This is a genomic window from Ralstonia sp. 25C, from assembly GCF_051904805.1.
GTDB lineage: Bacteria > Pseudomonadota > Gammaproteobacteria > Burkholderiales > Burkholderiaceae > Ralstonia.
The window spans coordinates 549,793-563,203 of sequence record NZ_CP196737.1 but is presented as its reverse complement, the minus strand read 5'-3'; the positions used below and the strand labels follow the sequence as shown (position 1 = coordinate 563,203).

General features: G+C 64.2%; 12 protein-coding genes. 7 read left to right on the top strand and 5 right to left on the bottom strand.

Features of this window, described 5'->3' with window-relative positions:
• Window positions 1-26: 26 nt before the first annotated feature.
• The 5 genes from ACS7SF_RS02510 to ACS7SF_RS02490 all read left to right on the top strand — a co-directional run bounded on the left by ACS7SF_RS02510 (window position 27) and on the right by ACS7SF_RS02490 (window position 4,903).
• A complete protein-coding gene (locus ACS7SF_RS02510) occupies window positions 27-1,229 on the top strand; it encodes a tryptophan--tRNA ligase (RefSeq protein WP_439891535.1) in 1,203 nt (400 codons plus the stop codon).
• Window positions 1,230-1,239: 10 nt separating this feature from the next.
• Window positions 1,240-1,806 carry a class I SAM-dependent methyltransferase gene (locus ACS7SF_RS02505; protein ID WP_439891534.1) on the top strand — a complete coding sequence of 189 codons (567 nt, stop codon included), beginning with the start codon at window positions 1,240-1,242 and terminating at the stop codon, window positions 1,804-1,806.
• Window positions 1,807-1,924: 118 nt separating this feature from the next.
• Complete coding sequence (dapA, locus tag ACS7SF_RS02500) at window positions 1,925-2,809, top strand: 4-hydroxy-tetrahydrodipicolinate synthase (protein ID WP_439891533.1); 885 nt, start codon at window positions 1,925-1,927, stop codon at window positions 2,807-2,809.
• Window positions 2,810-2,870: 61 nt separating this feature from the next.
• The gene (gene bamC / locus ACS7SF_RS02495; protein ID WP_439891532.1) at window positions 2,871-4,079 is read left to right on the top strand and encodes an outer membrane protein assembly factor BamC; all 1,209 of its coding nucleotides are present in this window, start codon (window positions 2,871-2,873) and stop codon (window positions 4,077-4,079) included.
• Window positions 4,080-4,117: 38 nt separating this feature from the next.
• Window positions 4,118-4,903, top strand: a complete 786-nt coding sequence (locus tag ACS7SF_RS02490; protein ID WP_439891531.1) for an MBL fold metallo-hydrolase — start codon at window positions 4,118-4,120, stop codon at window positions 4,901-4,903.
• Window positions 4,904-5,036: 133 nt separating this feature from the next.
• Here ACS7SF_RS02490 and ACS7SF_RS02485 read toward each other — a convergent pair whose 3' ends face one another.
• Complete coding sequence (locus ACS7SF_RS02485; protein WP_439891530.1) at window positions 5,037-5,288, bottom strand: hypothetical protein; 252 nt, start codon at window positions 5,286-5,288, stop codon at window positions 5,037-5,039.
• 234 nt (window positions 5,289-5,522) lie between these two features.
• On the bottom strand, window positions 5,523-6,764 hold the full coding sequence (locus tag ACS7SF_RS02480) for a ribosomal protein uL16 3-hydroxylase (protein WP_439891529.1): 1,242 nt from the start codon (window positions 6,762-6,764) through the stop codon (window positions 5,523-5,525).
• An 11-nt stretch (window positions 6,765-6,775) separates the two neighbouring features.
• Here ACS7SF_RS02480 and ACS7SF_RS02475 point away from each other — a divergent pair, with 11 nt between their 5' ends.
• The gene (locus ACS7SF_RS02475) at window positions 6,776-7,303 is read left to right on the top strand and encodes an FKBP-type peptidyl-prolyl cis-trans isomerase (protein WP_252678826.1); all 528 of its coding nucleotides are present in this window, start codon (window positions 6,776-6,778) and stop codon (window positions 7,301-7,303) included.
• A gap of 44 nt (window positions 7,304-7,347) precedes the next feature.
• On the opposite strand, the gene ACS7SF_RS02470 is transcribed toward ACS7SF_RS02475, so the two are convergent.
• The 3 genes from ACS7SF_RS02470 to ACS7SF_RS02460 form a co-directional block, all read right to left on the bottom strand.
• The gene (locus ACS7SF_RS02470; RefSeq protein WP_439891528.1) at window positions 7,348-8,415 is read right to left on the bottom strand and encodes a hypothetical protein; all 1,068 of its coding nucleotides are present in this window, start codon (window positions 8,413-8,415) and stop codon (window positions 7,348-7,350) included.
• On the bottom strand, window positions 8,415-11,075 hold the full coding sequence (mutS, locus tag ACS7SF_RS02465; protein WP_439891527.1) for a DNA mismatch repair protein MutS: 2,661 nt from the start codon (window positions 11,073-11,075) through the stop codon (window positions 8,415-8,417). The genes ACS7SF_RS02470 and mutS overlap by 1 nt, the downstream gene beginning before the upstream one ends.
• Window positions 11,076-11,168: 93 nt before the next feature.
• Window positions 11,169-12,077: a LysR substrate-binding domain-containing protein gene (locus ACS7SF_RS02460; protein ID WP_439891526.1), complete on the bottom strand. Its 909-nt coding sequence runs from the start codon at window positions 12,075-12,077 to the stop codon at window positions 11,169-11,171.
• 102 nt (window positions 12,078-12,179) lie between these two features.
• Between ACS7SF_RS02460 and ACS7SF_RS02455 the strand changes: the two genes are divergently transcribed.
• Complete coding sequence (locus ACS7SF_RS02455; RefSeq protein ID WP_439891525.1) at window positions 12,180-13,382, top strand: MFS transporter; 1,203 nt, start codon at window positions 12,180-12,182, stop codon at window positions 13,380-13,382.
• The last annotated feature ends 29 nt before the right edge of the window (window positions 13,383-13,411 follow it).

The window sequence follows — 13,411 nt, the reverse complement described above, 5'->3', positions numbered from 1 at the left end:
CCTGAGTCTCCAACTCCATTTCCCACATGTTTCCTGACCGCGTTCTCTCCGGCATGCGTCCGACCGGTGCCCTGCACCTGGGGCACTACCACGGCGTTCTGAAAAACTGGGTTCGGCTGCAGGCCGAGTACCCGTGCTATTTCTTCGTCGCGGATTGGCATGCGCTGACCACGCACTACGAATCGCCCGAGGTGATCGAGGAATCCGTGTGGGAAATGCTGATCGACTGGCTGGCCGCCGGCGTTGATCCGACGCAGTCCACGCTGTTTATCCAGAGCCGCGTGCCGGAGCATGCCGAGCTGTTCCTGCTGCTCTCGATGGGCACGCCGCTGGGCTGGCTCGAGCGCGTGCCGACCTACAAGGACCAGATCGAGAAGCTCAAGGAGAAGGACCTCTCTACCTACGGCTTCCTCGGTTACCCGCTGCTGCAGGCCGCCGACATCCTGATCTACCGCGCCGGCTTCGTGCCCGTGGGCGAAGACCAGGTGCCGCACGTTGAGATGACGCGTGAGGTCGCCCGCCGCTTCAACTACCTGTACGGCCGCGAACCGGGCTTCGAAGAGAAGGCGCTGGAAGCGGCCAAGAAGCTCGGCGGCAAGCGCGCCAAGCTGTATCTGGAACTGCGCACTGCCTATCAGGAGCGCGGCGAAGACGAAGCCCTGGAGCAGGCCCGCGCGCTGCTGGCTGAATCGCAAAGCCTGTCGATGGGTGACCGCGAACGTCTGTTCGGTTACCTGGAAGGCGCCCGCAAGATCATCCTGCCCGAGCCGCAGGTGCTGCTGACCGAGGCATCGCGCATGCCGGGTCTCGACGGCCAGAAGATGTCCAAGTCGTACAACAACACGATCCGCATGCGCGAGGACAAGGAAACCGTCGAGAAAAAGGTTCGCACCATGCCGACCGATCCGGCCCGCGTGCGCCGCACCGATCCTGGCAATCCCGACAAGTGCCCCGTGTGGCAACTGCATCAGGTCTATTCCGATGCCGATACCAAGGAATGGGCGCAGAAGGGCTGCCGTAGCGCTGGCATCGGCTGCCTCGAGTGCAAGCAGCCCGTGATCGACGGCATCCTGCGCGAGCAGCAACCGATGCTCGAGCGCGCCCAGAAGTACATGGACGATCCGTCCCTGCTGCGCGCCATCATCGCCGACGGCTGCGACAACGCCCGCAAGGTCACGCAAGAGACCATGCGCGAAGTGCGCGAGGCGATGGGCCTGGCCTATAGCTGACGAGTTGGCGATGTCAGCCGCTGCAGTGGATCCGCACACGCTCGCTGCGCCCTCGCCGTGGGTGGCGCGCTGGGCGGCTGAACTGCCGGCCGGCGCGTCTGTGCTGGACGTGGCTTGCGGTAGCGGTCGCCACGTGCGCTGGCTTGCCGCGCGAGGCTTGCGTGTGACCGGCATCGACCGCGATGCTGCGGCGCTGTCGGGTCTCGCGGGCATCGCCGACACCATCGTCGCCGACATCGAGGGCGGTCCGTGGCCGTTGTCGGCCGGGGCTGTGTTCGATGCCGTCGTCGTTACAAATTACCTGCACCGACCGCTGTGGACGCACTTGCTGGCGGCCGTTGCGCCCGGTGGTCGCCTGATCTACGAAACCTTCGCCGCGGGAAACGAAACCGTCGGAAAACCGTCCAACCCGGCATTCTTGCTGGCGCCGGGTGAACTGCTCGATGCCGTGCGAGGTCAATTGCGGGTGATCGGCTACGAAGACGGCTTCCTGGCATCGCCCCGAAACGCCTATGTGCAGCGGATTTGCGCGGTGCGCGAGCGGGCCGGGGTGCAGGCGCCGCGCTACGCACTTTGAACTTGCTGAGGACGGCCGCTTACCCGTCTCGTGGCGGGGTTCAGATGTGGCGAATCCGTTCTGACGATCCGGTACAATCCGACTGTTTACGTTCACGCTTTTGTCTGCTTTCGAAACCATGACCCAGATTTCCGGCAGTCTCGTCGCCATCGTCACGCCCATGCACGAGGACGGCAGCCTTGATTTCCCGTCGCTGCGCAAGCTGATCGATTGGCATATCGCCGAGGGCACCGACGGCATCGTTATCGTCGGCACCAGCGGTGAATCCCCGACCGTGTCGGTGGAAGAGCACCGTGAGCTGATCCGCGTGGCGGTCGAGCAGGCCAACAAGCGCGTGCCGATCATCGCCGGCACCGGCGGCAATTCCACCACCGAGGCGGTCGAACTGACGGCCTACGCCAAGCAAGTCGGTGCGGATGCCTCGCTGCAGGTCGTGCCGTACTACAACAAGCCGACGCAGGAAGGCATGTATTTGCACTTCCGCAAGGTCGCCGAATCGGTGGACCTGCCGGTCATTTTGTACAACGTGCCGGGCCGTACCGTGGCCGATATGACGGTCGAGACCATGCTGCGTCTGGCCGATGTGCCGGGCATCATCGGCGTGAAGGAAGCCACCGGCAACATCGACCGTGCCGCGCAGCTCATCAAGGGCGCGCCGGCCTCGTTCAAGATCTACAGCGGGGATGACCCGACCGCCATCGCGCTGATGCTGCTGGGCGGTCACGGCAATATCTCCGTGACGGCCAACGTGGCGCCGCGCGCCATGCACGAACTGTGTGCCGCTGCCATGCGCGGCGACGTGGAAACGGCCCGCCGCATCCATATGCAACTGCTGTCGGTGCATAAGAACCTGTTCGTGGAATCGAACCCGATTCCCGTCAAATGGGCCCTCCAGGCCATGGGCAAGATGGGAGGCGGCATTCGCCTGCCGTTGACCCCGCTGGCACCCCAGTATCACGAGGTCGTGCGCGCATCCCTGAAGGATGCCGGGCTGCTCTCCTGATGTTCAACGGCTCTTCCTTGGTTATTCAAGCCATCGTTCTCGTTTGAAGGATCGCAAGTCAATGAAACTGCACCAAACCCGTCGCGGGGCTGTGGCGACGTCTGCTCATCTGTTGCTGGCCGCGCTGTCGGTTGCCCTGATTTCCGGTTGCGATACCGTCAATGAGGTGATGCAGCCGGATCGCATCGATTACAAATCGCAGGCCAAGAAGGGCCCGACGCTGGAAATTCCGCCCGACCTGACCAGCGTTCAGGCGGATCGCCGTTATGCTGCGCCGGACACGGGCACGACCACGTTGTCGGCCTATACGTCGACGGCGCCGAAGGTCACCACGCCGGGTTCGGGCACGGACAACGTGCTGCCCGCCGTGTCCGACATGCGTATCGAGCGCGATGGCAACCAACGCTGGCTGGTCGTCAAGACCACCCCCGATGCGCTCTGGCCGCAACTGCGCACGTACTGGCAGGAGCTTGGTTTCCTGCTGGTGATCGACTCGCCAGAGACCGGCATCATGGAGACCGACTGGGCTGAGAACCGCGCCAAGATTCCGCAGGACATCCTCCGCCGGACGATTGGCAAGGTGTTCGATGGCCTGTATTCGACGGGTGAGCGCGACAAGTTTCGCACTCGTATCGAGAAGGGCCCGAACGGCACGGTGGAGGTCTATATCTCGCACCGTGGCGCGCAGGAACAACTGGTCGGTTCATCCAAGGACCAGACCGTGTGGACGCCGCGTCCGGCGGATCCCGAGTTGGAAGCCGAATTCCTCTCGCGCCTGATGCAGCGTCTGGGCGCCAGCAAGGACGCCGCGCAGCAGAAGCTCGCGCAAACGCAGGCGGCACATCCGGTGGAAACGGGCGGAAAGGCGACGGAAGGTGTCCAGGCCGCACGCGTTGCCGGACCGTCGCTGCTGGCGCAGGCAAATGGACAGCCGGTGCTGAACGTGCCAGAGCCATTCGACCGCGCATGGCGTACCGTGGGTCTGGCCCTGGATCGCGTGAACTTCACCGTGGACGATCGCGATCGCGCGCAAGGCGTGTACTTCGTGCGCTACGCCGATACCAAGGCCGAAGCCAACGCACCGGGCTTCTTCTCGCGTCTGTTCTCGGGCACGAAGATCGAAGACCTCAAGCGTGCCAAGCGCTACCGCGTGGTGGTCAAGGATGCTGGCAATGCGTCGACTGTTCTCGTGCAGAACGACGACGGCTCTGCGCAGACTGGCGACATCGGCAAGCGCATTCTGTCGCTGCTCGACGAGCAACTGCGCTGATCAGCGTGATGCAGTACCGCTGCTGTGTGGGCTGAGCGATGACCCTACGATTCGCCAGCCTTGGCAGCGGCAGTGAAGGGAATGCGCTGCTCGTCGAGTCCTCCGATGGAACGACGTGCACGCGCATCCTGCTCGACTGCGGATTCGGCATTCGCGAAACCGTGCACCGGCTGGAGCGTCTTGGCTGTGCACCGGAGTCTCTCAACGCCATTCTCGTCACGCACGAGCACGGCGATCATGTCGGCAGCGCCTACGCCGTTGCCGCCAAATTCAACATCCCCGTTTGGACCAGCCACGGCACCTATCGCGCGACGGAAAAATTGCGCGGTGCCGATCGCGCCGCCGTGCGCTTCTGCCGAGCCGACGACGTGTTTAGTGTTGGTGACCTGCAGATCTCGCCTTACACGGTGCCGCACGATGCGCGCGAGCCTCTGCAGTTTGTCTTCAACGACGGCGCGCGACACCTGGGTGTGCTGACGGATGCGGGCATGTCGACGGAATATCTGTGCGCGCATCTGGAAGGCCTGCACGCGCTCGTGCTGGAGTGCAATCACGACCGCGAGATGCTGGCCAATTCGCCGTATCCGTGGTCATTGAAGCAGCGCATCGGCGGGGATTTTGGGCACCTGGCCAACGACATTGCCACCGCGATCCTCACGCGTGTTCGGCACGACGCCTTGCATACGGTGGTGGCAGCGCACCTGTCCAAGCAGAACAACACGCCGTTGCTAGCCGGCGAGGCCATTGCGATTGCGCTCGGCATTGATGTCAACGATGTGCCGATCGCGGATCAGGAAGAAGGGCTACCCTGGCGCACCGTATAAGCGGCGCTTTGCTTGTCTTGTAAGATTCAGAAACAACTTGAACTGGCAACCGGGCGATCGAGATGTTGTCTAGCGCACGCCCATGAAAAAAGCCGACCCGAAGGTCGGCTTTTTTGTCTCGCGAGAAACGCGATTATTGCTTAGCAGCCGGAGCCGAAGCAGCAGCGTCCGAAGCAGCGGCAGCCGGAGCCGAAGCAGCAGCGTCCGAAGCGGCAGCAGCCGGAGCAGCAGCAGCGTCCGAAGCGGCAGCAGCCGGAGCCGAAGCAGCAGCGGCCGGAGCCGAAGCTTCCGGAGCAGCAGCCGGAGCAGCGGCTTCTTCCTTCTTACCGCAAGCAGCCAGAGCCACAGCAGCCATCAGCGAGGCGATCAGGAGAGACTTTTTCATTTTTTCGATCCTTAAACTGAATATGGAAAGCGAACAACAGAAAGGGCGATGAATAATTACCGGTAATTATCGCTCTGGTACGACTTCTTCTATGCCAACTGCCAACTCGCACAGGGGCGCCTTGGCAGCAAGCTAACGCCGGATTATAGCGGCGTTTGACTACCCTGTGTAGCTGAGTGGGGCCTGACGCACGCTCGAGTTCCGCGCTTTTGTAACCATGTGTTTCAACGGGATTCAGCGTGGTGCTGGGCCTGCCAACCGCAACCAGCCTTCTTCATACCAGGCGTGCAGTGTGTCCATCAGATCAGGCAGGTCGGCGGCCGCGTCGACCGACGCCGCACTCGCACGGCGGTGGTCTGCCAATGCGGAGAGCCACGCAAGCAATGTTCCTGATGGCTCGAACGTGTCGCCATTGATCCAGAAGCGTTGAGTGTCATACAGCGCTTGCGTGCGAGCGTCGAGCACGATGCCTTCCTTGCGCGCGCGCGCAGTGAAGCGGGCCAGCGGCAGCCGCGGCTGCGTCACGAAGTCCACGTGATCCTTGGGCTCGGACAGATAAGCACCGAGGAATTCGCCGACCAGCTCTGGCGTCCAGCGCAGCGCGTTCAGCTTTTGCGCGAGAGCCTTGACCATGGCGGCCGGCAGTTCGCCGGGGTGCTCCGTGGGTTTCTGATCCGGGTCGGCGTAGCGGCCCTCGAAGTTGGGGTCGTCTTCCAGCGTTTGCGACAGGAACCCGAGGAAGTGGCCCGCGAGCTCGCGGTACGCCGGTGAGCGGAATCCGATCGAGTACGTCATGCAATCACCCTCGGCCACACCGTCGTGCGCGTAGTGCGGAGGCAGGTACAGCATGTCGCCGGGTTCCAGTACGAATTCTTCTTCGGGCTGGAAGTTGGCGAGGATCTTCAGCGGCAGATCCGGCACGAGGGTGAGATCGTCTTGCGCGGAAATCCGCCAGCGACGTTTGCCATGGGCCTGCAGCAGGAACACGTCGTACGAATCGAAGTGCGGGCCGACGCCGCCGCCGTCGGTGGCGAAACTGATCATCACATCGTCGAGTCGTGCGTCTGGGATAAAGCGAAAGCGCTGCATGAGCGCTTCGACGGCGGGTTCGACAAGATTCGCGCCCTGCACGAGCACCGACCAGTTGCGCGTCTTGCGCGAGGGCAGGGGGCGCTCGTCGAAGGGGCCGTGATTGAATGACCACCGCCCACGCGATTGCGCGATCAGGCGCGATTCCACATCAGGGCGTTCGGCCAGCGCCAGCACGCGCTCGGGAGACAGCGGAAAGTGCAGCGCACGCATCTCTTCAGGCGAGAGTGCTTGCCGGATCAGCAGAGGTTTTTTCTGCCAGTGCGTGCGCATGAATTCGCGTGGCGACAAGCCGCCCAGCAACTGTGCGGGCTGACTCACTGGAAGCGCAGTTTGGACACTGCCTTGGACGCCGCCATCGGCAGCGTATAATGAGACTTCGTTCATGGAGTGCGCAATTGAAAATCGCGAAGAATACGGTGGTGTCGGTGGCTTACAAACTGTCCGACGCGCAGGGCAACGTCATCGAGGAATCCGATGAGCCGATGGTGTATTTGCACGGCGGCTATGATGGCACGTTCCCCAAGATCGAGGAAGCGCTGGACGGCCATGAGCAAGGCTTCGAGACGAAGCTCCAGCTCGAGCCGGACGATGCTTTCGGTGATTACGATCAGGAACTGATCAAGATCGAGCCGCGGGACCGCTTTCCCGAGCCGCTTGAAGTGGGCATGCAGTTCGAAGGTGTGCCTGAAGATGGCGACGAGGAAGATGCCATCGTCTACACCGTCACGGATGTGGCGGAAGACAAGGTGGTGCTGGACGGCAATCATCCGCTGGCCGGCATGGCGCTGCGCTTTGAGCTGAAGGTGACGGACGTGCGTGAAGCCACGGCTGAAGAGATCGAGCACGGCCACGTGCACGGCGAAAACGGCCTCGAAGTGGTGGATGAGGACGAAGACGACGACAAGCCGCACACGCTGCATTGATCGTCTGACGCGCATATGAGAACGGGAGCTTCGGCTCCCGTTTTTCATTGCATCGGCGCCGGAGTGATTTCTGGTGCCGGGGCAGGGGTGTTGTCGGTACGTCGGCTGCGGATGTGAAAAAGCGGCGTGCGGCCGGGCGTGACGGATACCTCCAGCCAACGATCGAGTACCGGCGAGCCATACGTGCGCGCGCGCATGACGTGCGGATCGGGGCGCCCGTCCTCATCCTTGAGCGGGCGGTCGAGGATGAACGTCTGGCTGGCGCCATGGATGAGCAAGACTGCACCATCGTATTCACGCGTGAGGGCGCGCAATTGGCGCTTGAGTCCGAGATAGCCATCGTGTGGACGCCGGCGCAGCAGTCCATCGAGCAGGTTCGGCGCGCGACGCCGCTCCCAGCCATCTTCGAACAGCGGATCGGCCTGCATCATGATCACCACGCCGGCCAGTTTGTGCTGGCGGGCAACCGTGAAGGCGCGTGTCAGCCATTGGCGGTTGGCTTCCAGGCGGTCTTCATATTCGCCGTTGCGGCCGCCGGCGGCCTTGTAGTTGTTGTTGTCACCCGGCACGTTGAGGGTGACGAACAGCACGCCGCCGCTTTCCCACCGCGTGTTTTCGCGATAGCTGCGGAACTTGGCCTGGTCGGACTGGCGCATCACCTTCATGGTGCGCTGGCCGAGCGTGTTGTCATCGGGGTAGAACAGTTCGCGCACGCGCAGCAGCCGCTCGATGGGGTCGAAACCACCGGCGGCGGGGCGCTGGCAATCGCTCCAGTCGTGGTCGCCGGGGATGTAGACGACGGGCGAGATCAGGCTGTCGAGCAGATCATGGCGCGCTTCCAGCAGCGTATCGGCGCACGATTCATCGCGGCCCTTGAGGTTGCCCAGGTGGACGACGAAGGCCGGGTGCTCGGCGTCAATCGCATCGAGCAAGGTACGCGCGGCGCCGACATCCTCCGCGCGTTCGGGCACGTTGCCGATGACGGCGAAGCTGAATCCATTCGCTGCGCCTGCCCGGTTTGCAGATGCAGCGTGCACCGCGCCGCCCGCCAGCAGGGCCAGTGCGATGGCGAGGCATTGCAGCGAGCGAGGCACCAGCCCGAGGCGCTTCATCAGGTAGGCGGGTTCGACAGCGCCTTGAGCCGATACAGCGCATCGAGGGCTTCGCGCGGCGTCAGATCATCGGGGTCGATGCCGGCGAGGGCATCCGCGAGCGCGCTGTTGGGCGGCTCGGCTGGGGCGTCGTCTTCGTCTTCGATGGGCATGTCGTCGGGGAGGGCGGCGAGGGCGAACAGGTCGAGCTGCGGTGTGGCGCCCGTGTCCGCGGAATGCTGCTCCAGCCATGCGAGGCGCTTGCGCGCGGCGCGGATGACGGGCTGCGGCACGCCTGCCAGTTGCGCAACCTGCAGGCCGTAGCTCTGGCTCGCCGGGCCTTCCTGCACGGCATGCAGAAAGACAATGCCGTCGCCGTGTTCCACAGCGGAGAGGTGCACATTGGCCGCCTGCGCAAACTCCTGCGGCAATTGCGTCAGTTCAAAGTAGTGCGTGGCGAACAGCGTGTGGCTGCGGTTGTGCGACAGCAGGTGGCGCGCAATCGCCCAGGCGAGCGCCAGGCCGTCGAAGGTGCTCGTGCCGCGCCCGATTTCGTCCATCAGCACCAGGCTGTTGGGCGTGGCGCGGTGCAGGATGGCAGCGGCCTCGGTCATTTCGACCATGAACGTTGAACGCCCGCCCGCCAGATCATCCGCCGCGCCGATGCGCGTGAAGATGCGATCGATCGGGCCGATGGTGGCGGCCTCCGCCGGCACGAAGGCGCCCACGTAAGCGAGCAGCACGACCAATGCGGTCTGGCGCATGAAGGTCGATTTACCGCCCATATTCGGGCCCGTGATGAGCAGCAGCTTGCGGGTGTCCTGCAAGACGCAGTCGTTGGCGACGAACTGTTCGACCTGCTGTTCGACCACCGGATGCCGCGCGCGCGTCAACTCAATGCCAGGTGTGTCCGTCAACGTCGGGCGTGCCCACGACAGCGCGTGCGCACGCTCTGCCAGTGCAGCGAGCACGTCGGCCTGCGCCAGCGCAGCGGCGATGCGCTTGAACTCGGCCAGATGCGGCAGCAGCTTCTGGAGCAGATCTTCGTAGAGCACCTTTTCGCGCGACAACGCGCGATCCTGTGCGGAGAGCGCCTTGTCTTCAAACGCCTTCAGCTCGGGCGTGATGTAGCGCTCGGCGTTCTTGAGCGTCTGGCGACGGCGGTAGTCGTCGGGCACCTTGGCGGCCTGGCCGTTGGTGACTTCGATGTAGAAGCCATGCACGCGGTTGTATTCCACGCGCAGGTTGGCGATGCCGGTGCGCTCGCGCTCGCGGGCTTCCAGGTCGACGAGGAACTGGCCGCAGTTTTCGGAAATATCGCGCAGCTCATCCAGATCGGCATCGTAGCCGCGGGCGATGACGCCGCCGTCGCGCACCATGGCAGCCGGCTCCGCCATGACGGCGCGCTGGAGCAGAGCGTGGGCATCCTCAGGCAGCGTGAGCGCGGCATACAACTCTGTCAGCAATGGAGCGGCATCGCTCTGCGGCAACTCTTCGCGGATCTCCGGCAGGCGCGCGAGCGTATCGCGCAGCGACGACAGATCGCGCGGGCGTGCCGACAGCAACGCCAGTTGACCGGTAATGCGCTCCACATCCGACAACGTGCGCAGCGTTGCCCGCAGCGTTTGCCAGTCGCTGCCGAGCAGCACTTCGATGGCCTGTTGGCGCGCTTGCGGTATCGCGCGATCCCGCAGCGGGTGGTGCAGCCAGTGACGCAGCAAGCGGCTGCCCATGCTGGTGGCACATGTGTCGAGCAGCGAGAACAGCGTGGGGGATTCCTGCCCGCGCAGCGTCTCGGTCAGTTCCAGATTGCGGCGCGTGGCGGTGTCCAGGCCGATGAATTCGCTCTCGTGTTCGACCGTCAAGCCGATCACGTGGCGCAGCGACTGGCCTTGCGTGGCGGCCGCGTAGTTCAGCAGCGCACCGGCGGCGGCGAGGGCAGCCGTCAGGGTTTCCGCGCCGAAGGCGACGAGGCTTGCCACGCCCAGTTGTTCACGCAGGCGGCGTGCGCCGGCTTCCACGTCAAAGTGCCAATCGGGCAGGCGCGTGCGCGCTACGTCGGCCTGGATGGCGTTCAAGGTGGCGTCGTCGGCCAGCACTTCGGCGGGGCGGATGCGCTCGAGCTCGCGATCGAGCTGGTCGGGGCTGCATTCCATCACGCGCAGCTCGCCGCCAACGAGGTTCAGCCATGCCAGCCCGATCAGCGGTGCAACACCACGCTTGCCCGGCAGTTGCGCGATGGCCAGCAGGTGGTTGTCGACCTTGTCGGAGAGCAGTGCGGCATCCGTCAGCGTGCCGGGCGTGACAACGCGCACGACCTTGCGCTCAACGGGGCCCTTGGTGGTGGCCGGGTCACCGATCTGTTCGCAGATGGCAACCGATTCGCCCAGCTTGACCAGCTTGGCGAGGTATTGCTCCACCGCGTGGAAGGGGATGCCCGCCATGCGGATCGGCTGCCCGTTGGAGCTGCCGCGCGCGGTGAGCGTGATGTCGAGCAGGCGGGCGGCCTTCTCGGCGTCTTCAAAGAAGAGCTCGTAGAAGTCGCCCATGCGATAGAAGACAAGCGTGTGCGGATGCCCCGATTTGAGCCGCAAATATTGCTGCATCATCGGGGTGTGCTTGTCCAAGGGGCCGTATTTCGGGTCGATCTCCAGAGCCGGAGCGGCGGACTGTTCAGCCATGCGGTGCAAATGGGTACTCAGGCGCGGCGCGATCGATCGGTCGCGCGCGGAAGGTGTGGAATCGCGCAATTGTTGCATACCCGCGATGCGCTTTCACCGCACATCGTCTGCCGCGCTGCTCGCGAGTCGCGCTTCCAGATAGTCGAGAAAGCACGCAATGCGCGAGGCAAGCTGCGTATTGCGGTAGTAGACCGCGTGAATAGGCTGTTGCACCTCGACCGTAGCGTCAGGCAGCACTTGCACGAGATCGCCTGCGCGCCGGTCTTCCGCCGTCATGAAATCCGCCAGGCAGACGATGCCGGCGCCTTGCAAGGCCAGTTGCCGCAGGGTTTCGCCGCTGGAGGCTTTGAGCGTGGGTTCAATGTGCAGGCGATCGCCGTGTGGACCGCGCAGGGGCCAGTGGTTCAGCGATTCGGGCTGCACGAAGCCGAGCAGTGCGTGCTTGTGCAGATCGCTGACGCTGCGCGGCCGGCCATGTGCCTTCAGATAGGCCGGGCTGGCGAGTACACGCAGCCGCCGCGTGCCGAGCAGCCGCGCGCGCAGCGTGGAGTCGCGCAGCGTGCCGATGCGAATGGCGACATCGGTGTCTTCCTCCAGCAGATCGATGATCAGGTCGTTGGTGTTCAGCTCCAGGTCGATCTGCGGAAACTGTGCGCGGAAGTCCGGCACCAGCGGGGCGATCACGTGCAGCATGAATGGCATGGCGGCGTTCACGCGCAAGCGCCCCGCGGGCTGTTGGCGGCGCAGGGCGATCTGCTCTTCGGCTTCATCCACAGCCGCAAGAATTTCCCGCGCGCGGGCCAGGAAGGCAGTGCCTTCGTCGGTGAGCGCCAAACGGCGCGTGGTGCGCGAGAGCAGGGTGGTTTCCAGCTTCTCTTCCAGCCGCCGCAGTGCGCGGCTCACGCCCGATACCGTCTGGCCGAGCTGTTCGGCGGCGGCCGTGACGGAGCCGGTATCCACCACGGTGCGGAAGGCCAGCAGTTCTTCGAGCGTCGTCTTCATCGTCGATTATCAATTTCCAGTCAAAAGTATTCTGCACAACACGGGGTTTTTTGCAAAGACGCGCGCGCCCACACTCCGGTCATCGATTGAACGGAGGGCACCATGCCTATTGCGTTGTTTGCGCTCACCCTGAGCGCGTTTGCCATCGGGACGACGGAGTTCGTCATCGTTGGCCTGATTCCCACGGTGGCGGCGGATTTGAGCATCACGCTGCCGTCTGCCGGGTTGCTGGTGAGCCTGTATGCGTTGGGCGTGGCGGTGGGCGCGCCGGTGTTGACCGCGCTGACCGGTCGGCTGCCGCGCAAGACGCTGCTGCTGTCGTTGATGGCGCTGTTCACGCTGGGCAACCTGCTGGCGTGGCGTGCGCCCACGTATGAATCGCTGGTACTGGCGCGCGTGCTGACGGGGCTGGCACACGGGGTGTTCTTCTCGATTGGGTCGACCATCGCCACGAACCTGGTGCCGAAAGAAAAGGCCGCGAGCGCCATCGCCATCATGTTCACGGGGCTGACGGTGGCGCTGGTGACGGGCGTGCCGCTGGGCACCTTCATCGGCCAGCACTTCGGCTGGCGCGAGACCTTCCTGGCGGTGTCGGCGCTGGGGGCGATCGCCTTTGTCGGCAGCCTGCTGTTCGTGCCGCGCAAACTCGCGCAATCGGCACCGGCGTCGCTGATGCAGCAGGCCAGGGTGCTGGCGCAGCCGCGTCTGCTGATGGTGTATGCCAAGACCGCCATCGGCTACGGCGGCTCGTTCATCCCGTTCACGTTCCTCGCGCCGATTCTGCAAGACGTAGCTGGCTTCAGCGCTGGGGCAGTGGGCTGGGTGATGCTCGTCTATGGTGTGTCGGTGGCGGTGGGCAACCTGTGGGGCGGTCGCCTGGCTGATCGCAAGGGGCCGATTGTTGCCCTGCAGATCATCTTTGCGCTGCTGGCGGCGGTGCTGTTTCTGTTCACACTCACGGCGCATCATCCGTGGACGGCCGTGGCGACGGTGCTGCTGTGGGGCGCGGTGGCGTTCGGCAACGTGCCGGGGCTGCAGGTGTATGTGGTCAAGCAGGCGGAGCGCTATACCCCGCAAGCCGTGGATGTGGCGTCGGGCCTGAACATTGCGGCCTTCAACCTCGGCATTGCCGGCGCGGCATGGGCGGGCGGGCTGATTGTCACGCATCTGGGCCTGATGCATACGCCGTGGATTGGCGCACTGGTGGTGCTGGTGTCGCTGGGCCTGACGATATGGAGCGGTGTGCTGGACCGCCGCAATGGCGTCGGCCCGCGCTTTGATGGCCCGATGCCAGCCGCTCACTGACCCCCTCCTTCTTCAAGACAAAGGACAAC

Excerpts from the sequence above, each read along its gene's own strand:
- ACS7SF_RS02510 (WP_439891535.1), top strand. The coding sequence starts at position 27 with ATGTTTCCTGACCGCGTTCTCTCCGGCATGCGTCCGACCGGTGCCCTG.
- ACS7SF_RS02505 (WP_439891534.1), top strand. The coding sequence starts at position 1,240 with ATGTCAGCCGCTGCAGTGGATCCGCACACGCTCGCTGCGCCCTCGCCG.
- dapA (WP_439891533.1), top strand. The coding sequence starts at position 1,925 with ATGACCCAGATTTCCGGCAGTCTCGTCGCCATCGTCACGCCCATGCAC.
- bamC (WP_439891532.1), top strand. The coding sequence starts at position 2,871 with ATGAAACTGCACCAAACCCGTCGCGGGGCTGTGGCGACGTCTGCTCAT.
- ACS7SF_RS02490 (WP_439891531.1), top strand. The coding sequence starts at position 4,118 with ATGACCCTACGATTCGCCAGCCTTGGCAGCGGCAGTGAAGGGAATGCG.
- ACS7SF_RS02485 (WP_439891530.1), bottom strand. The coding sequence starts at position 5,288 with ATGAAAAAGTCTCTCCTGATCGCCTCGCTGATGGCTGCTGTGGCTCTG.
- ACS7SF_RS02480 (WP_439891529.1), bottom strand. The coding sequence starts at position 6,764 with ATGAACGAAGTCTCATTATACGCTGCCGATGGCGGCGTCCAAGGCAGT.
- ACS7SF_RS02470 (WP_439891528.1), bottom strand. The coding sequence starts at position 8,415 with ATGAAGCGCCTCGGGCTGGTGCCTCGCTCGCTGCAATGCCTCGCCATC.
- mutS (WP_439891527.1), bottom strand. The coding sequence starts at position 11,075 with ATGGCTGAACAGTCCGCCGCTCCGGCTCTGGAGATCGACCCGAAATAC.
- ACS7SF_RS02460 (WP_439891526.1), bottom strand. The coding sequence starts at position 12,077 with ATGAAGACGACGCTCGAAGAACTGCTGGCCTTCCGCACCGTGGTGGAT.
- ACS7SF_RS02455 (WP_439891525.1), top strand. The coding sequence starts at position 12,180 with ATGCCTATTGCGTTGTTTGCGCTCACCCTGAGCGCGTTTGCCATCGGG.